This is a genomic window from Streptomyces sp. NPDC031426, from assembly GCF_055581585.1.
The window spans coordinates 221,386-244,959 of record NZ_JBVIJE010000006.1 but is presented as its reverse complement, the minus strand read 5'-3'; the positions used below and the strand labels follow the sequence as shown (position 1 = coordinate 244,959).

Below are 23,574 nucleotides of genomic sequence, written 5' to 3'. Positions count from 1 at the left end.
TTTCCGCTCTTTTTTTTTTGTTTTTTTTGGGGAGGGGTTTGGGGGGGGGGGGGGGGGGCGGAGGGGGGGGGGGGGGGGGCCCCCCCCCCCCCCCCCCCCCCGCCCGTCCCCCTCCGCCCCCACCACGGCGTCGCCCAGGGAATCCCATCGCCATGTTCCGCTTTCTCGTCCGCCGGACAATCGGCGCAGCGGTGATCCTGCTGATCATCAGTGCCATCACCTTCTTCCTCTTCTACGTCGCTCCGCGTGACCCTGCCCGGGTCGCCTGCGGCAAGGTCTGCACGCCGCAGACTCTGGCGCTGGTCAAGCACAACCTGGGTATCGACGATCCGCTGCCGGTGCAGTACTGGCACTGGCTCGAGGGCGTCTTCGCGGGCCGCGACTACGCGTCGTACGGGCACTGCAACGCGCCCTGCCTCGGCTACTCGTTCATCAACCGTGAGCCGGTCACGGGCATCATCCTGGACCGCTTCCCCACCACGATCTCCCTGGCCCTGGGCAGCGCGGTCGTCTTCTTCGTCTTCGGTGTCGGCACCGGCATGATCGCCGCCGTCAAGCAGGGCAAGGCGCTGGACAAGATCGCCTCTTCGGCCTCGCTGATCGGTTCGTCGCTGCAGATCTACATCGTCGGTATCGTCGCGATGTTCTACCTGTCCGACGAGTGGCACCTGCTGCCCCGCCCGAACGACAACACCGGTTTCACCGACAACGCCGGGGCCTGGTTCGGCGGCTTTGTGCTGCCGTGGTTCGTGCTAGCCATCATCTTCACCGCCAACTACACCCGTATGACCCGCTCCCAGCTGGTCGAGACGCTGAGCGAGGACTACGTCCGCACCGCGCGTGCCAAGGGTCTGTCCGCGCGCAAGGTGTTCTTCCGGTTCGCCTGGCGCGGCGCGATGGGCCCGATCGTGACGATCCTCGGTCTGGACCTCGGCTCGCTGCTCGGCGGCGCGGTCATCACGGAGCAGACCTTCGGTCTGCACGGCATCGGCGCCGTCTCGGTGAAGGCCGTGAAGGACATGGACCTGCCGATGCTGCTCGGAGTCACCCTGGTGGCCGCCGGCGCGATCGTCGTCTTCAACATCATCGTCGACGCCGTCTACGCCCTCATCGACCCGCGCGTCCGCCTCGCATAAGGAGAGACAAGATGAGCACCCCCTTCCTCTCCGTCCGCGACCTGCGCGTGCACTTCTCCACCGAGGACGGCATCGTCAAGGCCGTCGACGGGCTCTCCTTCGACCTGGAGAAGGGCAAGACCCTCGGCATCGTCGGCGAGTCCGGCTCCGGCAAGTCGGTGACCAACCTCGCGATCCTGGGCCTGCACAACCGTGAGCGCACCGCCCTGGAGGGCGAGATCCTGCTCGACGGGCAGGAACTGCTCACCGCCTCCGAGCGGACCCTGGAGAAGCTGCGCGGCAACAAGATGTCCATGATCTTCCAGGACGCGCTGGCCTCCCTGTCGCCGTACCACAAAGTCGGCGTCCAGATCGCGGAGACGTACCGCAAGCACACCGGCTGCTCCAAGAAGGAGGCCCGGGAGCGTGCGATCGAGATGCTCCGCCGCGTCGGCATCCCCCAGCCCGAGACCCGTGTGGACGACTACCCGCACCAGTTCTCCGGCGGTATGCGCCAGCGCGCGATGATTGCCATGGCGCTGGTCTGCGACCCGGAGCTGCTGATCGCCGACGAGCCGACCACGGCCCTCGACGTGACGGTCCAGGCCCAGATCATGGACCTGCTCAAGGACCTCCAGCAGGAGTTCGGCACCGCGATCATCTTCATCACGCACGACCTCGGCGTCATCGCCGACATCGCGGACGACGTGCTGGTGATGTACGGCGGCCGGTGTGTGGAGCGCGGCACCAAGAAGCAGGTGCTGAGCGCCCCGGACCACCCCTACACGCTGGGCCTGCTGAACTCGATGCCGAGCCTGGACGGCCCGGTCGACGTGCCGCTCTCCCCCATCCCCGGCTCCCCGCCCTCGCTGCTCAACCCGCCCTCCGGCTGCCGCTTCCACCCGCGCTGCGCGTTCGCCGAGAAGGTCGCCGGCGGTCTGTGCTCGACCGAGCGCCCGCAGCTGGAGGTGGCCGAGGGCCGAGGTTCCGCCTGCCACCTGTCCCAGGAGCAGAAGCAGGAACTCTTCGCCGACTTCGCCGCAACCCGGCACAACTGACGGACAGCAGACGGGACTTCACGATCATGAGCAACACGAACCCCCTCCTGGACGTCTCCGGGCTCACCAAGCACTTCCCGATCAAGGGCGGCTTCCCGGTCCGCCGTACGGTCGGGGCGGTGCAGGCCGTGGACGGGCTGGACTTCCAGGTCGGCGAGGGCGAGAGCCTGGGCCTCGTCGGCGAGTCGGGCTGCGGCAAGTCGACCACCGGCCGGCTGATCACCCGCCTGCTGGAGCCGACCGGCGGCAAGATCACCTACCGCGGGCAGGACATCACGCACGCGGGCCGCAGGGACCTGGCGCCGATCCGCTCCGAGATCCAGATGATTTTCCAGGACCCGTACGCCTCGCTGAACCCGCGGCAGACGGTCGGCAAGATCATCTCGGGTCCGATGGAGATCAACGACATCAACCCGGCCGGCGGCCGGGAGAAGCGGGTCCGCGAGCTGCTGGAGATCGTGGGTCTGAACCCCGAGCATTTCAACCGCTTCCCGCACGAGTTCTCCGGCGGTCAGCGCCAGCGCATCGGCGTGGCCCGGGCGCTCGCCCTGGAGCCCAAGCTGATCGTGGCCGACGAGCCGGTCTCCGCGCTCGACGTCTCCATCCAGGCCCAGGTCGTGAACCTGCTCCAGAAGGTGCAGCGGGAACTCGGCATCGCGTTCGTCTTCATCGCCCACGACCTCGCGATCGTCCGACACTTCTCGCAGCGCGTCGCGGTGATGTACCTCGGCAAGATCGTCGAGATCGCCGACCGCGACGACCTGTACGGCAACCCGCGCCACCCCTACACCCGGGCGCTGCTCTCCGCCGTACCCGAGGCGACGGTGGACGAGGAGCCGCGCGAGCGCATCCGCCTGGTCGGCGACGTGCCCTCGCCGATCAACCCGCCCTCCGGCTGCCGCTTCCGCACCCGCTGCTGGAAGGCGACGGAGAAGTGCGCGTCGGAGGCCCCGCCGCTGGTGCAGGTGGAGGGCAACAAGCCCGGCCATCTGACGGCGTGCCACTATCCTGAGACGCAGGAGACGATCCCCGCCCCCCGTGCCTCTCAGGACCGTCTCTCCAAGGACCCCGAGGCGGCGGCCTGACACACCCCTTTTCGTCAGCCGCCCCCTCGCGGAACGGACTTTCACCGGCCCATTGACCCGAGCCCATGGACGTCCGCTTCCAGGGGACGAAGGCCCGCGTCTCCCCAGGCGCGGGCCTTCGTCACACAACGGGACTGCCTGGACCGAGAGTTGAGATTCGCTCAAGAAGTGCGCCGGAACCTGACGCGCCGTTCAGCATCATGTGTCAGACTGCCGCGGTGGTAGATCATGTCTTTACCGATCTCACGCTCGCCGCACTCTACGACCGCCTCAACCCCTGGCGGCCGGGCGACGACTTCTACCTCGGTCTGGTGCTTCAGGCCCGCTCGGTGCTGGACATCGGGTGCGGCACCGGGCAGCTACTGCGCCGGGCACGGGCCGAGGGGCACCGGGGCCGGCTGATGGGGCTCGATCCGGCCCCCGCCATGCTCGTACAGGCGCGGCGGGCCCGGCCGGATGTCGAGTGGGTGCTCGGGGACATGCGCACCCGGCTGTGGGACGGGGAGTTCGACCTCGTCGTCATGACCGGGCACGCCTTCCAGGAGCTGGTCGAGGACGAGGAGATCCGGCACTGTCTGGGCGGGGCCCGTGCGGCCCTCGGCGACGGCGGGCGGTTCGTGTTCGAGACCCGCAACCCGGCCGCCCGCCCCTGGGAACGCTGGACCCCGGACCGGGTGTACGAGATCACCGCCGAGGACGGGAGACCGGTGCGGGTGTGGCACGAGGTGCAGGGCGACGGTCTGGTCGACGGCCGGGTGCGGTTCACGGAGACCTACGACGGCGATGCGTGGCCGGACCCGCAGGTCTGCCACAGCAGCCTTCGCTTCCTGGACGAGGAGTCCCTGGAGGGCTTTCTCGCCGGGGCCGGGCTGAGGGTCGTGGAGCAGTACGGCGACTGGGGGCGGGGGCCGGTCACCCCCGCCAGCCCCGAGATCATCACCGTGGCCCGGACGGCCTAGGACCTGTCGTCCTCCTCCAGCGCCGCCAGCGCCGGGTCCAGCACGATGTCCTCGTCCCGGGCCTCGGTCGTCGGCTCCTCCGGGAAGTGGCAGGCCGTCAGGTGGCCGTCGCGGTTGCCGGAGATCTGGACCAGCGGCGGCTCCTCGGTCGCGCACTTGTCCTGGGCCTTCCAGCAGCGGGTTCGGAAGCGGCAGCCGGAGGGCGGGGAGATGGGGGAGGGCACATCGCCGGCCAGGCGGATGCGCTCGCGCCCGCCCGAGTCCTCGTCCGACAGGTTCACCTCGGGCACCGCGGACAGCAGGGCGTGCGTGTACGGGTGGCGCGGCCGGTTGTAGATGGAGTCGCGGTCCCCCACCTCGATGATCTTGCCGAGGTACATCACCGCGACCCGGTGCGAGAAATGGCGGACGACGGCCAGGTCGTGGGCGATGAAGACGAACGCGATGCCCAGTTCCTTCTGGACCTTCTGGAGCAGGTTCACGACCTGGGCCTGGATGGAGACGTCGAGCGCGGAGACCGGCTCGTCGGCCACGATCAGCTTGGGCTCCAGGGCGAGCGCCCGGGCCACGCCGATGCGCTGGCGCTGACCGCCGGAGAACTCGTGCGGGAAGCGGTTGAAATGCTCGGGGTTCAGACCCACGATCTCCAGCAGCTCGCGGACCCGCTTCTCCCGGCCGCCGGCCGGGTTGATGTCGTTGATCTCCATCGGACCCGAGATGATCTTGCCGACCGTCTGCCGCGGGTTCAGCGACGAGTACGGGTCCTGGAAGATCATCTGGATCTCGGAGCGGATCGGGGCGAGCTGCTTGCGCGTGGCGTGGCTGATGTCCTGCCCGCGGTAGGTGATCGTGCCGCTCGTCGGCTCCAGCAGGCGGGTGATCAGCCGGCCCGTGGTCGACTTGCCGCAGCCCGACTCGCCGACCAGGCCGAAGCTCTCCCCCGCGTGCACGATGATGTCGACGCCGTCCACGGCCTGCACCGCGCCGATGGTCCGGCGGATCGGGAAGCCGCCCTTGACGGGGAAGTGCTTGGTCAGGCCGGAGACCTCCAGCAGCGGCTCCCCATCCGCGCCGGCGCTCCTCTCGCGCGGGGCCGGGAGGACCAAGTCCTCTTTCATGACGTGTCCTCCTAGGACAACTGACGGCTGACGGCCGACAACTGACGACTGGCGACTAGCCCAGACGGGGCTTGATCTCTTCGATGAAGATGGTCCGCTTCTGCTCCGCCGTGAGATGGCACGCGGAGGCCCGGTCCGGGGCGAGCAGCGGGCGCTCGCGGACACAGCGCCCCGTGCCCTCCACCCGCTCCTGGAAGCCGCAGCGCGGATGGAAACGGCAGCCGGACGGCGGATTGAGCAGCGAGGGCGGGGTGCCGGGGATCGGGGTGAGCTGGGCGCCGAGGTCGGAGTCCAGGCGCGGCATCGAGTTCAGCAGGCCCCAGGTGTACGGGTGCCGGGGCGAGCGCAGCACCTCTTGGGTGGTGCCCCGCTCCACCGCACCGCCCGCGTACATCACCATGATGTCGTCGGCCATGTCGGCGATCACCCCCAGGTCGTGGGTGATGAAGATGATGCCGGATCCGAACTCCTGCTGCAGGTCCTTGAGCAGATCGAGGATCTGCGCCTGGACCGTCACGTCCAGGGCGGTCGTCGGCTCGTCGGCGATCAGCAGGTCGGGGTTGCAGACCAGGGCCATGGCGATCATGGCGCGCTGGCGCATACCGCCGGAGAACTGGTGCGGGTAGTCCTTCGCCCTCTCCTTCGGGTTCGGGATGCCGACCTTGCCGAGCATCTCCACGGCGCGATCCCAGGCCTCCTTCTTGGCTGCGCCGGTGTGCTTCCGGTACGGCTCGGCGATCTGCCGGCCGACCGTGTAGTACGGGGAGAGCGCGGTGAGCGGGTCCTGGAAGATCATGGCGACCTTGTTGCCGCGCAGCTTCTCCAGCTCGGACTCCCGGGCCGTGGTCAGCTCCCGCCCTTCCAGCAGGATCTCGCCCTCGACCGTGGTGAACATGGGGTTGTGCAGGCCGAGGATGGTCAGGTTGGTCACCGACTTGCCCGAGCCGGACTCGCCCACGATGCCGAGCGTCCTGCCGCGCTCCAGGTCGAAGGAGAGCCCGTCCACGGCCCGTACGACGCCGTCCTCGGTCCTGAAGCTGACGTGCAGGTCCCGTACGGAGAGGAGGGTGCCCGTGCCGGCCGGGACCGGAGCACCGGCTTCCTTGGTCAGAGTGGTCACGACAGTGCTCCTAGGACAGCCGCACGCGCGGGTCGATGAAGGCGTACGCGGCGTCGACGACGATGTTGAACAGCAGGATCATGCTGGCGGAGAAGAGCATCACGCCGAGCAGCAGCGGCAGGTCGCTGAAGAAGACGGACTGGACGGCGAGGTTGCCGAGACCTGGCAGGCTGAAGGTGTACTCGGTGATGATGGCGCCGCCGAACAGCGAGCCGAGGTCGATGCCGAAGATGGTGACGATCGGGATCAGCGAACCGCGCCAGGCGTAGCGGAAGAAGACATAGGCGCGGGACATGCCCTTGGCGCGGGCTGTCCGGACGTGTTCCTCCTGGAGCTGTTCGATCATCGAGGACCGTGCCATACGGGTGTACTGCGCGGCGAAGATCGTGGACAGGACCACCCACGGGATGATCAGGCCGGTGAACCAGGACACGGGGTCCTGGGTCGGCTCGTTGTACGCGGGCTTGTCGAACCAGTGGGTCTGGTAGACGAGGAGCGCGAGGGCCAGCGGGCCGAGGAAGTAGATCTGCAGCGAGCTGATGACCATGGCCCCCGCGGTCGCCGTCTTGTCGATCAGGGTGCCGCGCCGCCAGGCGGCGAGCAGCCCGGTGCCGAGGCCGACGATCAGGAAGCACACGGCCGCGCCCATGGTGAGGGAGACGGTGGTGGGCAGCCGGTCCATCAGGGTGGCCCAGACCTGCTCGTTGGTGTGGTACGAGTAGCCGAAGCAGGGGGCCGGGCACGGCCCCTGGGCGAACTGGTTGCTGCCCAGGACGAGGTTGTGCAGGAAGATCCAGTACTGCTCGGTGATCGGTTTGTCCAGGCCGAGCACATGGTGGATGTTCGCGATGCTGTCCGGGTTGCAGGTCTTGCCGCACATCATCAGCGCCGGGTCCCGGGGCACCCCGAAGAACAGCACGAACGTGACGATGCTCAGCAGAAACAGAATGACGACGGCACCGATGATCCGGCGGACGAGGAAGCGCAGCATGACAGGGCAGCTCTCAGACGTCGGCGGCCTTGGCGGCGCCCGGCGCGCCCCTGTTGCGGGGGCGCGCCGGGTACCGGACGGGGACGGTTACTTGATGAAGAGGCGACGCGGGTCGACGCCGCCGATCACGTCGTCGTAGACGAGGCCGCCGACCTTGGAGCCGGCGATCTGGGTCTGCTTGTAGTACGCGGTCGGGACCACGTTGACGACCTTGGTGAGCAGGTACTTGTCGAGCTTCTCCCACTCGGCCGCGGCCTTGACCGGGTCGGTGATCGAGTTGATGCGGTCGATCTCGGCGTTCACGTGGGGGTCGTTGATCTGCGAGTAGTTCGACGCACCGTCGGCGATGATGCGGCCGTCGTACAGCAGCGGCAGGACCGTCGAGGCGGACGGCCAGTCGGCGCCCCACGCGGTGTGGAAGATGTCGTAGTTGTTGTTGAGCTTGGAGACCTGGTCGTAGTAGGTCTCGGACGGGATCTCCTGGCGCTGGACGTCGAAGCCGGCCTTCTTCAGGCCCGCCGCCATGGCCGTGGAGTACTGCTGGCCCTCGGGAGTGTTGGTGTAGCCGAAGGTCAGCTTCATGTTGAGCTTGCCGGCCTGCTTGAGCAGGGCGCGGGCCTTGTCCGGGTCACCGGCCGGCTTCTTCTTCTTGCCGAACGGGTCGAACGAGGCGTCGTAGCCGCTGACGGTCGGGCTGAGCAGGCCGCCGGCGACCTCCATCGCGTCCGTGCCGCCGAAGGCGCGGACGAAGGGGGTGACGGGGAGTGCGTAGGCGATGGCCTCGCGGACCCGGATGTCCTTCATCTCCGGCTTGCTCATGTTGATGTTCATCTGGCCGACGTACGGCTGGTAGCCGGAGACCGTACGGGACTTGAGCTTCGGGTTCCTGAGGACGCTGGACAGATTACCTGCGTCGACCTGGTTGCTGAAGCTGAGGCCGGTCTGGTCGGGGCCGCTGTCCGCCAGCAGGGCCTTGGTGGAGGTCTCGAACTGCTGGTTGAACGTGAAGTTGAACTGGTCCACGTACTGGTGCCGGATCGGGTCCGTCTTCGGGTCCCAGTTGGTGTTCTTGACCAGCACCATCGACTTGCCGGACTTGAAGGACTGGATCTTGTACGGGCCGGTCGCCAGCGGGGCCTTGTCGTACTTCTCCTTGGTGTCGCCCTTCGCGGACACGATGGAGTAGCCGGCCATGGCGAGCGCGTACGGCAGGTCCGCGTGCGGCTTCTTGAAGTGGAAGATGATGGTTTTGTCGTCGGGCGTCTCGAGGATGCTGTTCGGGAGGTGCTTGCCCTTGTACGGGCCGTCCTTGAGCAGCTTGCGGTAGTCGGCGCCCGGCGTGTCGGCCAGCCACTGCTGGAGGTAGGGCGGGCCCTGGGTGATGAAGGGCGCGAAGAGCCGCTCGAAGGTCTGGCGGACGTCCTTGGACGTGATCGGGGTGCCGTCCTGGAACTTGATGCCGTCCTTGAGCGTGTACTTCCAGGTCTTCCCGCCGTCCGTGGTGGTGCCGGAGTCGGTGGCGAGGTCGCCGACGATCTCGTGCTTGTGGCCGTCATTGCTGGTGGCCTTGTAGCCGGTGAGACCTCTGTGGATCAGCTGCGCGAGCGCCATCTGGTCGGAGACGTAGATCTGTCCCGGGTCGAGGTGCGCGAAGCTGTCGCGCTGCAGCACCTCCATGCTGCCGCCGCTCTTGGCGCCCGGCACGTCGGCCGCGGGGCCCTGGGAGTCGGCGGTACCGCCGAACTTGATGGCCGCCTGCTGTGCCTCGGCGTTCTTCTGGTCCTTGTTGCCGTTGGTGCCGGAGTCGCTGCCGCCCTTGCTGCAGCCGGTGAGCACCAGAGCCCCGGCCGCGAGCACCGACAGCGCGCTGTATGCGTGGCGTCCGCCCCTACTCATCACGAAATTTCCCACCCATTCTTGAAACTGACGTTCCGTGTGGTTGACGTACTGCGGTCAGCGCGCGGTCTTGGGATCGAAGGCGTCTCTGACCGAGTCCCCGAGCAGGTTGAACGCGACGACGAAGATGATCATCGATACGCCGGGGAAGAACATGTAGGTGATGTCGTTCTGCATCACCAGTTCGGTGGACGCCTTGGAGAACATCTGCCCCCAGTCCGGCGTCGGTTCGACGATGCCGACACCCAGGAAGGACAGACCGGCCTCGGCCGTCACGAAACCGGGCAGCAGGTACGTCGCCTGCACCAGCAGCGGGGTGACGACGTTCGGCAGGATCTCCTTGCTGATGATCCGCCACGAGGAGGCACCGCTGACCTTGGCCGCCTCGATGAACTCCCGTTCCCGCAGGGCGAGTGCGGTGCCGCGCAGGATACGCCCGAGCCCCATCCAGCCCAGGAACCACTGGACGATGATCAGGGCCACCACCCGGACGTAGGTGGGTGTCTCGTCGCGGGGACTGACGAACAGGGACACCACGACCGGCATGCTCGCGATGAAGAACAGCTGCGCCGGGAAGGCGAGCAGGAAGTCGATGACCCGGCCGATGAAGTAGTCGGCCCTGCCGCCGAGATAGCCGGCCGCGACACCGAGCAGGATGCCGGTCACCACGACCGCGACGGTGACGGCGACCGAGATCATCAGCGAGGTGCGGATGCCGTAGATCAGCTTGGTGAAGACGTCGTAGCCGTTTCCGGGTTCGAGGCCGAACCAGAACTCGCTGCTGATACCGCCGTTGGGATGCACCGGCACGCCGGCGCTGTCGAAGAGCTCCGGGCGCTCGTCCGCGTACACCGTGTACGGATTCTTGCCGTACAGCTTGGAGATCAGCGGGGCCAGCAGGCCGATCAGGAAGAAGAAGCCCACGACGTAGGCCGAGATCACACCGGTGCGGTCGCGCTTGAAGCGCAGCCACATCAGCTGGCCGGGGGACCGGCCTTCGAGCTTGACGGCTTCGCTCTTCGCCTCCGGCCCTGGTTCGCCGTCGACGACGACCGAAGTCCCGCCGCCCTCAATGTCGATAGGACTTGTCACGGTTCGTCCGTTTCACAGGTATGAGTGTGAGAGGTGCCCGGGTACTCCTAGGGCGCGCGCAACCGCGAGGCGGACGCGCGTAGTTCTACAGCCGAATCACACCGCTGGAAGTGACGAACAGACCCGCTTGGCGCTTGTGACACCGCGCATGGGGGTTCCTCCTCATGACTCCACGTATTCACCAACAGGAGAGGGTTTCCGTCCTGCCTCCGACACCCCTGACGGAGGACCAGACACCCTCTGGTGCTCGTGAGTCGGCGCACTGTCCCCACAGTGCGCTGGACCCATTGACCCGAGCGCTACGCGGCTAACTATCTGCCATGGGTCGACCACCGACCACTGCCCGTAGATCTCAATTCCGTCACGGCTCGCGGCTGGACCTTCCAAAATCTGGACAAACTGTTCGACGGATTAAGGCGCGAAACGGACTTGTTACATGGCTATCGGTCGGGGATCTCCGCATGTCGGACATGTGGTCCCCGAAAATGGGTTGCAAAAAGCCCGGGTCTCCCCATTCTGGGGGGACCCGGGCTCAACTGCCTGGGGATCAGCCGTGCTTGGCGCGGCTCGCGGCGCGCGCCCGCTCCCTCTGGTCGAGGTTGACCTTGCGAATGCGAACGGCCTCCGGGGTCACCTCGACACACTCGTCGTCGCGGCAGAACTCCAGCGACTGCTCCAGCGACAGCTTGCGCGGCGGCACGATCGACTCGGCCACATCGGCCGTCGACGACCGCATGTTGGTGAGCTTCTTCTCCTTGGTGATGTTGACGTCCATGTCGTCGGAGCGGGAGTTCTCACCGACGATCATGCCCTCGTACACCTCGGTGCCCGGCTCCACGAAGAGCACGCCGCGCTCCTGAAGGTTTGTCATCGCGAACGCGGTGACCGCGCCGGCGCGGTCGGCGACCAGCGAGCCGTTGTTGCGGGTCTGCAGCGCACCGAACCAGGGCTCGTGGCCCTCGTGGATGGAGTGCCCGATACCGGTGCCGCGGGTCTGGGTCAGGAACTCGGTGCGGAAACCGATGAGTCCGCGCGAGGGCACGACGAACTCCATGCGCACCCAGCCCGAGCCGTGGTTGGACATGTTGTCCATGCGGCCCTTGCGGACACCCATGAGCTGCGTGACCGCGCCCATGTGCTCCTCGGGCACGTCGATCGTCATGCGCTCGACCGGCTCGTAGACCTTGCCGTCGACCTCCTTGGTGACGACCTGCGGCTTGCCGACGGTCAGCTCGTAGCCCTCCCGGCGCATGGTCTCGACCAGGATGGCGAGCGCCAGCTCGCCACGGCCCTGGACCTCCCAGGCGTCGGGGCGCTCGGTGTCCAGCACGCGCAGCGAGACGTTACCGATCAGCTCGCGGTCCAGGCGGTCCTTGACCTGGCGGGCGGTGACCTTGCGGTCCTTCACGGCCGCCTTCGCGTCGGCGCCCTTGCCGGTGCCGCCCCGGCCGACGAGCGGCGAGGTGTTCGTACCGATGACCATGGAGATCGCCGGCTCGTCCACCGTGATCAGCGGCAGCGGGATCGGGTTCTCGGTGTCGGCCAGCGTCTCGCCGATCATGATGTCCGGGATACCGGCGACCGCGCAGATGTCACCCGGGCCGGCCTTCTCGGCGGGCTTGCGGGTGAGCGCCTCGGTCATCATCAGCTCGGAGATGCGGACGTTGCTGATCGACCCGTCGCGCTTGATCCACGCGACCGTCTGGCCCTTGCGCAGCTCGCCCTGCTCGACCCGGAGCAGCGCGATACGGCCGAGGAAGTTGTCGGCGTCGAGGTTGGTGACGTGGGCCTGGAGCGGCGCGTCCTCCTCGTACGTCGGAGCCGGGATGTGCTCCAGGATCGTGGAGAAGAACGGCTCCAGGCTGTCGGAGTCGGCCGGGACCGTGCCGTTCTCCGGCTTGGTCAGCGAGGCGATGCCGTCACGGCCGCAGGCGTAGACGATCGGGAACTCGATCTGCTCCTCGTCCGCGTCCAGGTCCAGGAAGAGGTCGTAGGTCTCGTTGACGACCTCGTCGATCCGGGCGTCCGGGCGGTCCGTCTTGTTGATGCACAGGATGACGGGCAGGCGCGCCTGCAGCGCCTTGCGCAGCACGAACCGGGTCTGCGGCAGCGGGCCCTCGGAGGCGTCCACCAGCAGCACGACACCGTCCACCATCGACAGACCGCGCTCGACCTCGCCGCCGAAGTCGGCGTGGCCGGGGGTGTCGATGATGTTGATGGTGATCGGTTCCCCGCCGTCCTTCGGGTGGTACTTCACCGCGGTGTTCTTGGCGAGGATCGTGATGCCCTTCTCACGCTCCAGGTCGTTCGAGTCCATCATGCGGTCGTCGACGCCTTCGAGCTGGTGGGCGGCGAAGGCGCCGGCCTGCTTCAGCATGCCGTCGACGATGGTGGTCTTGCCGTGGTCGACGTGAGCGACGATGGCGACGTTGCGGATGTCGTGGCGCGTGGCCATAGTGCGACGAACTCCCGGAGTGTGAGGATTGCCCGCGCGTACATCTGTGTCGCGCGGGTCCTGCCGGGCTGGACACGCCACGGCCTCACCCCATGGTACGTGGCCCCGAGGGAGTCGGCCTCCTCAGGGCCGTGTGATGATCTCCATGGAGCTCAGCTGGGCGAAGGTGCGCTGGTGGGACCGCCTGTGAGCTTCGCGCCCTTCTTCAGGAAGCCCATGTCCTCGTAGACCGGCGTCTGGAATCCGAACGCCCCGGCGTTGACCAGATTCCTCCGCACCGCAACGAGCTGGGGCCGCTGGTACAGCGGGATCGACCCCGCCGAGGCCCAGATCCGCGAGTCCGCCTTGCGGATCAGCGACACCTCCTCGCCCTCGTCCAGGGTCGCCGCGGCCTCGTCGAAGAGCTGGTCGACCTGGTCGGTGCCCACCCGGGTGTAGTTCTGCTCGACGTTCAGCGAGCCGTCCGCCGCCGGCACCGGCTTCGCGAACACCGGCCGGTCGTCCGTGGCCGGGAACGCGGAGGACGGCCAGGAGTACAGCGCGAGGTCGTAGTCGCCGGAGGCGATGTGGTCCTTGAAGTAGCTCGCGTCCGGGACATTGGTGACCGTCGTCCGGATGCCGACCCGCTCCAGCATGGCCGAGATCCGCTCGGCGACCGAGTCCAGCGTCTGGGAGCCGGCGCCGGAGGGGAGGACGAAGCGGAGCAGGAGCGGCTTGCCGTCCTTGGCGAGCTGCGGGGCCGCCGCCGCTGCGGGCGCGGCCGTGCCCTGCGGGGCGTACGCACCCTGTGCACCGCCCTGCTTGCCCTCGCGCGCCAGGTGCCGGTCGCCCCCGTCCCCGCGTCCGCCGTTCTTCTCGTCCCGGCCGACGATGTGCTCGCCGTCCTTGCCGCCGTCGGACTTGTCCTCCTTCTTGTCCCCCTTGGCCGTCTTCTCGCGCTCGGGGCCGGCCGCCTTGTCGCCCTTCTTCTTCGGCTGCTCCTTGATCGGGCCACCGGCCACCCAGCCGGCGTCGGTGAGCAGCGCCTGCGCCTCCTTGGTGTCCTGGTCGCCGATCGCGCCGCTGTTGTCGGCGTACGCGGGCTGCCCGGACAGGGCGAGATGGCTGCCGACCGGCACGGCGGGCAGGCCCAGCGGGGTGAGTACCAGCTTGGCCAGTTCCCGGCGGTCCAGGGCGCGGGCGACGGCCCGGCGGACGCGCTCGTCGGCGAGGGGGCCCTTGGAGCCGTTCAGGGCGAGCTGGGTGTAGGCGGGCTCCAGCGACCTGCGGACCTCGACGTCGCGCAGCGCCTGCTGCTCGTCCAGGTACTCGGAGATGGCCTTGTGCAGCTTCGCCCGGTCGGCCTTGACGTCGTCGGCGCCGAGGTCGTGCGCGCGCGCCCAGTCGCGCAGCTTCTTCACCGAGGTCTTGCCGGAGCCCTGCAACGGGTTCGCCGCGGCGTGGTGGGCGAGCCCGATCCGCTGGGCGTCGCCGGGGTCGACGTCGGCGAGGTCCACACTGCCGTCGGCGAGCGCGGCGGCCCGCTTGTCGCGGGGTACGGCGTGCAGCACGATCTCGTCCAGCTTGGCGGGCCTGCCCCACCAGCGCGGATTGCGGGTGAGCACGACGTCCTTCGTGGCGGTGTCGACCTTGTCCACCTTGAAGGGCCCGGCGGTGACCTTCAGGCTGCGGCGGGCGCCGTCGTTGAAGGCGTCCGGGGTTCCCATGACGTCCTTCGGGTACAGCGGGGAGAACAGCGACTTCCAGTCGGCGTAGGGGCGGGAGAAGGTGACGCGGACCTGGAGGTCGCTCGTGCCGCGCTCGATCTTCTCGATGCGGTCGTAGCCGGCGTTGCGGGCGGTCCAGTAGGAGCTGTTCTTCCCGGACAGGGCGTGCCACTGGGCGACGAAGTCGGGGGCGCCGATCTCCCGGCCGTCGCTCCAGACGGCCTGCTGGTTCAGCTTGTACAGCACGACCTGGCGCGGCTCGGTCTCGATGACCTTGGCCGACTCCAGGTAGGCGCGGTTGGGCACCGGCCGGCCGGTGGCGTCCAGGCGGAACATCGACGGCAGGACGGCCTGGGCGACACGGCTGGTGCCGGCGTCGGCGTCGGCCTGGAAGGTGTTCAGCGTCTGGGGCAGGGCGTCGACGGCCCACTTCAGCGTCCCGCCGTCGGCGACCCGGCCACGGCCGACCGGGGCGATGTCCTGCCCCGCGAGGGGCTGGGAGACCTTCTCGTCGGAGCTGCACGCGGCGAGGAACGGCACCGCGAGCGCGCCCGCGGCCAGGAAGGAGACCGAGCGGCTGACGCTCCGCCGGAGGCGCCGCGATGTGCCGTCGTTCGTCTGCCGGACCGTCGTGGCCGGCCGCGCGGTTCCCCTCGTCCCTGCCGGGCGCTGGCCGTCGTTGGACATCTCTGGCTACCTCCGGGAAGCCGCGGGTTTATGCTCACATTTGTCGGTATATGGAGCTGATCACCTTTGGCGGTATTTGGAGCTGATCAGATCTATGCGGCCCACTGAAGAGGAAAGGATCCGGCCCCTGCGGGCGACACGGCGACGACGGGCGGTAACCCCACCCGTGCGGCGCAACACCACCCGAGATGCACCAGTGCGCCTCCGCCAATCGCTGCACATGCCTTCACATCGGCAGGTGTGACGCGCAACACTCCAAGGCGCATGAACGTTGCCGCCCAGGGCCCGCCGGACCCACGGAAGTGAGGGCAAGTCATGTCCGTGCACGACGACATCACCTCGGTCCAGCGCTCCCTCGACGACCTGAACCGGTCGCTGGGACGCCTGGAACACCAGCTCGGCAGCGGCGGTCTGGAGATGCGCAGGGTCCGGCTGGACGCCGACCATCTGCGTGAAAGCGTGGCCCTGCTGCGTGCGGCCGCCACCACCGGGGAGGCCCCGCGCCGCCCCGACCTCGTCACCATCTCCGACGCGCCGTACGACACCAGCCTGTGGGTGGGCTCGGACGACGAGGGCCTGGGCGCCCGCGACCGGCACGCCCCCTGATCCCCGACGACCGGAGCCTGCCTTGGCCACTGGTACGGAACCCCAACAGAACAGCGGCGGCGTACGGACCACTGCGCGCGCCGCGATCGCCGCTCCGCATCTGCGGACCGACCGCTGGTGGCTGGCGCCCGCCGTCACCGCGGCCGGTCTGCTGGCGTTCGTCGTCTACTCGACCTGGCGGGCGTTCGCCAACGCGGACTACTACGCGGCGCCGTACGTCTCGCCGTTCTACTCGCCGTGCCTGGCGAGCAACTGCAAGACCATGCACGCGGGCCCGAACGCCGATCTCTTCGGGAGCTGGTGGGGCATCTCCCCCGCGATCATCATCCTGATCTTCCCGCTCGGCTTCCGGCTGACCTGCTACTACTACCGCAAGGCGTACTACCGCAGCTTCTGGGCGTCCCCGCCCGCCTGCGCGGTGGCCGAGCCGCACAAGACGTACACCGGTGAGACCCGCTTCCCGCTGATCCTGCAGAACGTCCACCGGTACTTCTTCTACGCGGCCCTGCTGGTCGCCGGCGTGCTCACCTACGACACCGTGCTGTCCTTCCGGGACACGCACTACCGCTGGGGCCACATGGGGCTCGGCACCCTGGTGTTCCTGGCCAACATCGTGCTGATCTGGGCGTACACCATCTCCTGTCACTCCTGCCGGCACATCGTCGGCGGCAAGCTCAAGCACTTCTCCAGACACCCGGTGCGCTACAAGGCGTGGCAGTTCGTCGGCAGGCTCAACGCCCGGCACATGCAGCTGGCCTGGGCGTCGCTGCTGAGCGTGGCGTTCGCCGACTTCTACGTCTATCTCGTCGCGTCCGGGGTCTTCGCCGACCCGCGCTTCTTCTAGGAACAGGTGAGCCGTCTTATGTCCGTGGTGGACCGCCAGGAGTGGGACGTCGTCGTGGTCGGTGCCGGCGGCGCCGGGCTGCGGGCCGCGATCGAGGCGCGCGAGCGGGGCGCCCGTACGGCCGTGATCTGCAAGTCGCTGTTCGGCAAGGCGCACACGGTGATGGCCGAGGGCGGCATCGCGGCGGCCATGGCCAACGCCAACGAGCACGACAACTGGCAGGTGCACTTCCGCGACACCATGCGCGGCGGCAAGTTCCTCAACCAGTGGCGGATGGCCGAGCTGCACGCGCAGGAGGCCCCGGACCGGGTGTGGGAGCTGGAGACCTGGGGCGCGCTGTTCGACCGTACGAAGGACGGCCGGATCTCCCAGCGCAACTTCGGCGGCCATGAGTACCCGCGGCTCGCGCACGTCGGCGACCGTACGGGTCTTGAGCTGATCCGCACGCTCCAGCAGAAGATCGTCGCCCTGCAGCAGGAGGACTTCAAGGAGACCGGGGACTACGAGTCACGGCTGAAGGTCTTCCAGGAGTGCACGGTCACCCGGGTCCTCAAGGACGGGGACCGGGTCTCCGGTGTGTTCGCCTACGAACGCGAGACCGGCCGCTTCTTCGTCCTGGAGGCCCCCGCGGTCGTGATCGCGACCGGCGGCATCGGCAAGTCCTTCAAGGTCACGTCGAACTCGTGGGAGTACACGGGTGACGGGCACGCCCTCGCCCTGCTCGCGGGCGCGCCGCTGCTGAACATGGAGTTCGTGCAGTTCCATCCGACGGGCATGGTCTGGCCGCCGTCGGTGAAGGGCATCCTCGTCACCGAGTCGGTGCGCGGCGACGGCGGGGTGCTCAGGAACTCCGAGGGCAAGCGGTTCATGTTCGACTACATCCCGGACGTCTTCAAGGAGAAGTACGCCGAGTCGGAGGAGGAGGCCGACCGGTGGTACGAGGACCCGGAGAACAACCGGCGTCCACCGGAACTCCTCCCCCGCGACGAGGTGGCCCGCGCCATCAACGCCGAGGTGAAGGCGGGCCGGGGCTCGCCGCACGGCGGGGTCTTCCTGGACGTGTCCACGCGGATGCCGGCCGAGGTGATCCGGCGCCGGCTGCCGTCGATGTACCACCAGTTCAAGGAGCTGGCGGACGTCGACATCACGGCGGAGGCGATGGAGGTCGGGCCGACCTGTCACTACGTGATGGGCGGGATCGCGGTCGACTCCGACACGGCGGCGGCGCGCGGGGTGCCGGGGCTGTTCGCGGCCGGTGAGGTGGCCGGCGGTATGCACGGCTCCAACCGGCTCGGCGGCAATTCGCTCTCCGACCTGCTGGTCTTCGGACGCCGGGCGGGCTGGCACGCGGCGGAGTACGCCCAGGGGCTGGCGGATCGGCGCCCGCCGGTGGACGACGCCCAGGTCAACACGGCGGCGGCGGAGGCCCTGCGCCCGTTCTCCGCGGAGGTGGACCGGGCGGGCGAGGCGGGCCCGCCGGAGAACCCGTACACCCTGCACCAGGAACTCCAGCAGACCATGAACGACCTGGTCGGCATCATCCGCCGCGAGGGCGAGATGGAGCAGGCCCTGCACAAGCTCGCCGAACTGCGGGTGCGCGCCCGCCGGGCGGGGGTGGAGGGCCACCGCCAGTTCAACCCCGGCTGGCACCTGTCCCTCGACCTGCGGAACATGCTGCTGGTCAGCGAGTGCGTGGCCCGCGCGGCCCTGGAGCGCACCGAGTCGCGTGGCGGCCACACCCGCGAGGACCATCCCACGATGGACCGCAAGTGGCGCAACGTGAACCTGCTGTGCGCGCTCGCCGACCCGACCGGCGGCCTGGCGGCGACCGACCCCGCCCGTGGCCAGGTCCGCCTCGCCCGCGAGACCACCGCCCCCATCCGCCCGGACCTGCTCGCCCTCTTCGAGAAGGAAGAGCTGGTCAAGTACCTCGCCGAAGAGGAGCTGTACGAGTGAGCAGCTACGAGGCCCGCTTCAAGGTGTGGCGGGGTGATGAGCAGGGCGGCGGTCTGGAGGACTTCACCGTCGAGGTGAACGACGGCGAGGTGGTCCTGGACATCATCCACCGCCTCCAGGCCACCCAGGCGCCGGATCTGGCCGTGCGCTGGAACTGCAAGGCCGGCAAGTGCGGTTCGTGCTCGGCCGAGATCAACGGCCGCCCCCGGCTGATGTGCATGACCCGCATGTCGGTCTTCGACCGCGCCGAGACGATCACGGTCACCCCCCTGCGCGCCTTCCCGGTGATCCGCGACCTGGTGACGGACGTCGGCTTCAACTACCAGAAGGCGCGGGAGGTCCCGGCCTTCGTCCCGCCCGCCGGTCTGGGCGCGGGCGAGTACCGGATGATGCAGGAGGACGTGGACCGCTCGCAGGAGTTCCGCAAGTGCATCGAGTGCTTCCTGTGCCAGGACACCTGCCATGTCGTCCGCGACCACGAGGAGAACAAATCGGCGTTCGCGGGCCCGCGCTTCCTGATGCGGATCGCCGAACTCGACATGCACCCGCTGGACGCGGCCGCCGAGACCGGCCTGGACCGGCGGCGCACGGCCCAGGACGAACACGGCCTCGGCTACTGCAACATCACCAAGTGCTGCACGGAGGTCTGCCCCGAGGGCATCAAGATCACCGACAACGCGCTGATCCCCATGAAGGAACGCGCGGTCGACCGCAAGTACGACCCGCTGGTGTGGCTCGGCTCGAAGATCAGGAGGCGGTCTTCGTAGGCGCGGGGCGCCCGGGGCGCTGGGAGAGGAGCTGGACCACTATTCCCGCCATCCACAGGCACCACCCGGCGGCCGGCAGGGCGTCCAGCCCCGCGTCGGCGAGCGGCCCGAGGAACATGAACAGGCCCAGCCCGACCGCGTTGGCCAGCGCCCCGTATCCCCACAGCCGGGGCCGCAGCACCCGGCGACGGGCCAGCGGGGGCATCCACTCCGCCGAGACGGCCAGGGCCCCGAGCACCCCCATGAGCGCCACCGCCAGCACGGCCGCCACCACCAAGAACATGTGCATGCCGGTCATGCTCCCACCAGGGCCAGGGCCCCGGCCAGGTTGTACTCCGCGATCCCCCGCATGAACCCGGCCTGCGGGAAGTCGCCGTCGGCGAGCCGCAGCGGGCCGGCGACCAGGTTCAGGTGCATGGCGAGCCGGTACAGCCGCAGCCGGTCCTCGTCCAGGGCGCCGTCGCGCAGAGCGGTGTAGTGCGGCCCGAAGCGCAGCCGCAGGAAGACGTGCTCCCACTCGGCGTCGAAGTACATCAGCCCTTCGATGTCGATCAGCACGGGACGGCCGTCGGCGTCCAACAGCACGTGGTCCGGGCCGATTTCGCCATGGACGAGGGTGTGGCCGGCGGTGCGCGGGCGGACCCGGCCGGCGAGTGAGCGCACGGCGTCCTCCAGCCGCTCCCGGGCGGCGGCGGCGCGCGGATCGCGTACGGCGGTCTCGGCGATGTCGGACAGGGCGCGGTCGGTGACGAGCCGGGCGCAGGAGGTGCCGTACGAGGTGCCGCCGCCGTCGACCAGGGCGACCTTGCCGTGGCCGGCCGAGCGGCAGCCGCGCAGGGTGCGCAGGGCCTCGGCGAGCTCCCGCAGCGCCGGGACCGCCGCGTCCGGCTCCCGGCGCAGGGCTTCCTCCAGACTGCCGCCGGGCAGGTCCTCGACCACGGCCGCGGCTGCCTCGGGGTCCACGTGCAGCAGGCGGGGCGTGCGGACGCCGGCCGCCGTGAGGCGGTCGTGGGAGGCGGTGAACAGATCGAGTCCGGAGGCGTGCGAGAAGGGGTCGCGCAGGTCGGCGTCGGGCTGGTCCCAGTAGTCCTCGTCCGGCGACCAGACGTAGGCGATCGCGGTGCCGCCGTCGTCCAGGCGGAGCCGGTAGACACCCTTCTTGGAGCCGCCCCGCAGCCGGGTGACGGCGGTGAGAGTGCGGTGGCGGCCGAGGCCGGCGCGGGCGAGCGGGGCGAGGTCGGCGACGGTCCTGTGCTGTCGTGTTCCGGTCACCGCGCCCAGTCTTCCGGATTCACCGGACCCCGTCCTGCCGATTCACCGGACCCAGTCCTGCCGATACGCCGTCCAGTCCGCTTCGGTGGCCGCGAAGTCGACATAGAGGGCGACGCCGAAGCGGGCCCGGTGCTTGTCGGTGCGGGACAGACCGAGGCGGACGCCGCGCACGGCGGCCGGGACGGTCTCGGCGCGGGCCCAGTGGCCGAAGCGGTTCTCGTGGTAGAAGGGCAGGCCCATGAGCAGGTCGGTGGACTCCGGCGTGATCTCCAGGGCCAGCGAGGTCTGCTGGGCGACATAGCCGCCGTACAGGCTCTGCAGCGGCTGCATGGTGTCGTACGACATCACCGCGATCTGGTCGACGCGGCGCGCGACCTGCCCGAAGTACGCCTGCGACCACCACTTGGGGTGACCGGTGACCGTGCCCCAGACGGAGTGGAGGGCCGGGAGCGGATCGATCTGGTGAGCGGCGACGGAGAGCACGGCGTGGCGGGCCCGGGTGACGCGGTGCAGGGCGTCCAGGAGTGCGAGGTAGTTCCGGTCGCCGGAGTGCAGGGGCTCCAGGTCGAAGTGGGCGCCCTGGAAGCCGGCGGCGAGGATCTGCCGGGTGGACTCGACGACGGCAGCGCGCGTCGCGGGCCATTCCAGGTGCATGGCGTACGGCTTCTCGGGGGCGACCTCGTCGCCGAGCCAGGCCTGTACCCGGATGTGCGGTGCCCGGCGACGCAGGGCTTCCGTGAACCAACGTGCCTTGGGATGCGCCGTCTCGGGGAGCGTCCCGTCGTGTTCCAGGGGGCCCGCGTGGACGTACAGGTCGCGGATGCCGGTGTCGCGCAGCCGGCTGACCAGTGCGGTGACGTCGGCGTCGGTCCTGCGGCCGTCGATCCAGGCGTGGCCGAGCCAGACGGCGTCGCGGTTCCGGGTGTAGGTAGCCCGGTCGGGGGTGCCGGTGTAGTCGAGGCGAAGGGCCGTTTCCGCGGCGAGGGTGGGGAGGAGCAGGAGGAGGACGAGGGCGAGCGCGGTGCGCCTGAGGGTGCGCGGCCAGGTGCGTTTGCGGCTCGTACCGTCGGCGCGGGTTTCGTCGTCGGGTGCGGGGGGCTTTTCGCCCGTTCCCCCGTCCACACCTGCCCCGTCCGTTACCGCCCCTTCCTTTACCGCTCCTTCCGTTTGTGCCCCGCCGCTGTCCCTGGCGTCCATTCCTGACCCCCTGCCCATCCCGTCCCCCACCCGTATCCATCCCGCTCGCGAAGGCGTCTACCTGCCCATACGCTCCGAAATGTGACGTCCTCCCTGATCCGTGGCCGGCCTCGGCGCGCCAAGGCGCACATATGCGTGCGGGTGGCGCATGCCGTGCTGGGTGTCGTGGTCGGGGCCGGGTGGCTGGTGTTGCCGGTGATGACGGTCGGCGCGCAAGATCCGGTTCCCGTGGCGCCCACCGGGACCGTCGCGAGCGCCGCCGCGCCCCAGCAGGACGGGACGTCCACCGCCGACCTCGTGCTGCCCCTGATCGCCGTGGTCGCCGCCGTGGGACTGGCCGGATACGGCTACCTGCGCCGCACCCGCCGCGCCCGTACCCGCACGACCCCCGGGATCGTCTCCGCCGCCCCGCCCGCGCCCACCCCGGCCGACTCCGAGCGTCAGGCGCGCGCCGCGCTGGTCCTGGCCGACGACTGTGTGCGCACGAGCCGGGAGGAACTCGCCTTCGTCCAGGCGCGGTTCGCGGAGACTGACACCGAACCCTTCCGCCAGGCCCTGCGGGCCGCCGAGACCGAGCTGGCGGCCGCGTGCGCCATCTGGCGGCGGTACGAGCAGGGGGTGCCGGAGGACGCCGCGGCCCGGCGGCAGGCGCTGGTCGGCGTCGTCGGCCGGTGCGCGGAGGCGGGACGCCGGCTGGATGCGCAGGCTCCCGCGCTGGACCGGCTGCGGGAGCTGGAGGGGCCGGGGCAGGCCGCGGCGCTGGAGGTCGCCGAGGGGCGGTTCCGGGAGCTGACGGGGCGCACGCTCATCGCCGAGGACACCCTGACCGCCCTGCACGACCGCTGCACGCCCGCGGCCGTCGCACCGGTCACCGGGTACCTCGAACAGGCCAAGGACCGTCTGGTGTTCGCCACCATGCGGCTCAACGAGGCCCGCCAGTCGGCCGACGCGGACGCCGGCGCACGGGCCGCCGGGCCGCTGCGCGCCGCCGAGGGCGCGGTGGCCCAGGCCGATGTCCTGGTCACCGGGGTGGAACGGCTGGCCGCGGAGCTACGGGCGGCGGCGGAGCTGGTGCCGGCCGCGCTGACGGGCGCGGAGGCGGAGATCGCGGCGGCTCGGAAAGGGGGCGTGCCGGCTCCCCTGACCAGCGGAGAGCTGCACGCCCGGCTGGCCCACGCGGACGGTGTGCTGGCCGCCGTACGGGAGCAGCTGACGGCGGGCCCGTACGACCCGCTGGACGCCCTGCGCCGGATAGCGCGGGCGGTGGAGCGGCTGGAGACGGGGCACGCCGGTGCGCCGTCCGCCGCGGCGCTGCGGGTGGCGAGGAGTTCCGTCGCCGGGGCGGAGGACTTCGTGACGGTGCACCGGGGTGCGGTGGGTCCCGAGGCGCGGGTCCGCCTGGCGGAGGCGGCACGCGAACTGGGCGCGGGCCGGGCCGGCCGGGCCGACACCCTGGCCCGCGAGGCCCGGGACCTGGCCGAACGGAACGTACGGGCCCACGGCAACCCGCACACGAGCGCCGACGGAGACACACCGGGCCTGGCCGCGGCGGTCCTGGGCGGAGTCCTCCTGGCGGAGAACCCGGACGGGGGACCACCGGCGAGCTACGGGGGGCCGGAGACAAGGGCCCGCCGCGGCTTCTGAACAGCG

19 protein-coding genes are annotated in these 23,574 nt (G+C 69.6%); 9 read left to right on the top strand and 10 right to left on the bottom strand.

Annotation, left to right across the window (positions count from 1 at the left end; all coding sequences use genetic code 11):
• The first annotated feature begins 152 nt into the window (after positions 1-152).
• From ACZ5NH_RS14335 to ACZ5NH_RS14320, 4 genes are all read left to right on the top strand, one after another.
• Positions 153-1,136, top strand: coding sequence for an ABC transporter permease (locus ACZ5NH_RS14335; protein WP_450981749.1), 984 nt, complete (start codon positions 153-155; stop codon positions 1,134-1,136).
• An 11-nt stretch (positions 1,137-1,147) separates the two neighbouring features.
• A complete protein-coding gene (locus ACZ5NH_RS14330; protein ID WP_450981748.1) occupies positions 1,148-2,173 on the top strand; it encodes an ABC transporter ATP-binding protein in 1,026 nt (341 codons plus the stop codon).
• Positions 2,174-2,199: 26 nt separating this feature from the next.
• Entirely contained in the window at positions 2,200-3,258 is a 1,059-nt protein-coding gene (locus ACZ5NH_RS14325; RefSeq protein WP_451551428.1) for an ABC transporter ATP-binding protein, read from the top strand.
• A gap of 218 nt (positions 3,259-3,476) precedes the next feature.
• On the top strand, positions 3,477-4,217 hold the full coding sequence (locus ACZ5NH_RS14320) for a class I SAM-dependent methyltransferase (RefSeq protein ID WP_468775175.1): 741 nt from the start codon (positions 3,477-3,479) through the stop codon (positions 4,215-4,217).
• Here the strand turns inward: ACZ5NH_RS14320 and ACZ5NH_RS14315 are convergent.
• The 7 genes from ACZ5NH_RS14315 to ACZ5NH_RS14285 all read right to left on the bottom strand — a co-directional run bounded on the left by ACZ5NH_RS14315 (position 4,214) and on the right by ACZ5NH_RS14285 (position 15,282).
• Positions 4,214-5,335: an ABC transporter ATP-binding protein gene (locus tag ACZ5NH_RS14315; RefSeq protein WP_468775173.1), complete on the bottom strand. Its 1,122-nt coding sequence runs from the start codon at positions 5,333-5,335 to the stop codon at positions 4,214-4,216. The genes ACZ5NH_RS14320 and ACZ5NH_RS14315 overlap by 4 nt on opposite strands.
• A gap of 55 nt (positions 5,336-5,390) precedes the next feature.
• Positions 5,391-6,455, bottom strand: coding sequence for an ABC transporter ATP-binding protein (locus tag ACZ5NH_RS14310; RefSeq protein ID WP_388620393.1), 1,065 nt, complete (start codon positions 6,453-6,455; stop codon positions 5,391-5,393).
• Between the two features lie 10 nt (positions 6,456-6,465).
• Positions 6,466-7,446: an ABC transporter permease gene (locus tag ACZ5NH_RS14305; RefSeq protein ID WP_388620390.1), complete on the bottom strand. Its 981-nt coding sequence runs from the start codon at positions 7,444-7,446 to the stop codon at positions 6,466-6,468.
• An 87-nt stretch (positions 7,447-7,533) separates the two neighbouring features.
• Positions 7,534-9,342, bottom strand: coding sequence for an ABC transporter substrate-binding protein (locus tag ACZ5NH_RS14300; protein WP_388620387.1), 1,809 nt, complete (start codon positions 9,340-9,342; stop codon positions 7,534-7,536).
• Between the two features lie 57 nt (positions 9,343-9,399).
• Positions 9,400-10,434, bottom strand: coding sequence for an ABC transporter permease (locus ACZ5NH_RS14295; protein ID WP_388620384.1), 1,035 nt, complete (start codon positions 10,432-10,434; stop codon positions 9,400-9,402).
• A 547-nt stretch (positions 10,435-10,981) separates the two neighbouring features.
• Entirely contained in the window at positions 10,982-12,889 is a 1,908-nt protein-coding gene (typA, locus tag ACZ5NH_RS14290) for a translational GTPase TypA (RefSeq protein WP_388620381.1), read from the bottom strand.
• Between the two features lie 152 nt (positions 12,890-13,041).
• The gene (locus ACZ5NH_RS14285) at positions 13,042-15,282 is read right to left on the bottom strand and encodes an ABC transporter family substrate-binding protein (protein WP_468775169.1); all 2,241 of its coding nucleotides are present in this window, start codon (positions 15,280-15,282) and stop codon (positions 13,042-13,044) included.
• Between the two features lie 315 nt (positions 15,283-15,597).
• On the opposite strand from ACZ5NH_RS14285, the gene ACZ5NH_RS14280 reads away from it, so the two are divergent.
• Genes ACZ5NH_RS14280 through ACZ5NH_RS14265 form a run of 4 tightly spaced genes read left to right on the top strand, consistent with a single transcriptional unit; the run spans position 15,598 to position 19,455 of the window.
• Positions 15,598-15,888, top strand: coding sequence for a hypothetical protein (locus tag ACZ5NH_RS14280; RefSeq protein WP_153538774.1), 291 nt, complete (start codon positions 15,598-15,600; stop codon positions 15,886-15,888).
• 22 nt (positions 15,889-15,910) lie between these two features.
• The gene (locus ACZ5NH_RS14275) at positions 15,911-16,732 is read left to right on the top strand and encodes a hypothetical protein (RefSeq protein ID WP_388620375.1); all 822 of its coding nucleotides are present in this window, start codon (positions 15,911-15,913) and stop codon (positions 16,730-16,732) included.
• Between the two features lie 18 nt (positions 16,733-16,750).
• Positions 16,751-18,688, top strand: coding sequence for a fumarate reductase/succinate dehydrogenase flavoprotein subunit (locus ACZ5NH_RS14270; protein ID WP_468775167.1), 1,938 nt, complete (start codon positions 16,751-16,753; stop codon positions 18,686-18,688).
• Positions 18,685-19,455 (top strand): succinate dehydrogenase/fumarate reductase iron-sulfur subunit, encoded by a 771-nt coding sequence (locus ACZ5NH_RS14265; RefSeq protein ID WP_468775165.1) that lies wholly within the window; start codon positions 18,685-18,687, stop codon positions 19,453-19,455. The genes ACZ5NH_RS14270 and ACZ5NH_RS14265 overlap by 4 nt, the downstream gene beginning before the upstream one ends.
• On the opposite strand, the gene ACZ5NH_RS14260 is transcribed toward ACZ5NH_RS14265, so the two are convergent.
• The 3 genes from ACZ5NH_RS14260 to ACZ5NH_RS14250 are packed head-to-tail and all read right to left on the bottom strand — an operon-like array spanning position 19,436 to position 21,924.
• On the bottom strand, positions 19,436-19,753 hold the full coding sequence (locus ACZ5NH_RS14260; protein WP_468775163.1) for a hypothetical protein: 318 nt from the start codon (positions 19,751-19,753) through the stop codon (positions 19,436-19,438). The genes ACZ5NH_RS14265 and ACZ5NH_RS14260 overlap by 20 nt on opposite strands.
• A complete protein-coding gene (locus ACZ5NH_RS14255) occupies positions 19,750-20,727 on the bottom strand; it encodes a phosphotransferase (protein ID WP_468775161.1) in 978 nt (325 codons plus the stop codon). Before ACZ5NH_RS14255 ends, ACZ5NH_RS14260 begins: the two co-directional genes overlap by 4 nt.
• A gap of 42 nt (positions 20,728-20,769) precedes the next feature.
• On the bottom strand, positions 20,770-21,924 hold the full coding sequence (locus ACZ5NH_RS14250; protein WP_468775159.1) for a glycoside hydrolase family 18 protein: 1,155 nt from the start codon (positions 21,922-21,924) through the stop codon (positions 20,770-20,772).
• An 81-nt stretch (positions 21,925-22,005) separates the two neighbouring features.
• Between ACZ5NH_RS14250 and ACZ5NH_RS14245 the strand changes: the two genes are divergently transcribed.
• Complete coding sequence (locus ACZ5NH_RS14245) at positions 22,006-23,568, top strand: hypothetical protein (RefSeq protein WP_468775157.1); 1,563 nt, start codon at positions 22,006-22,008, stop codon at positions 23,566-23,568.
• Positions 23,569-23,574: the final 6 nt, after the last annotated feature.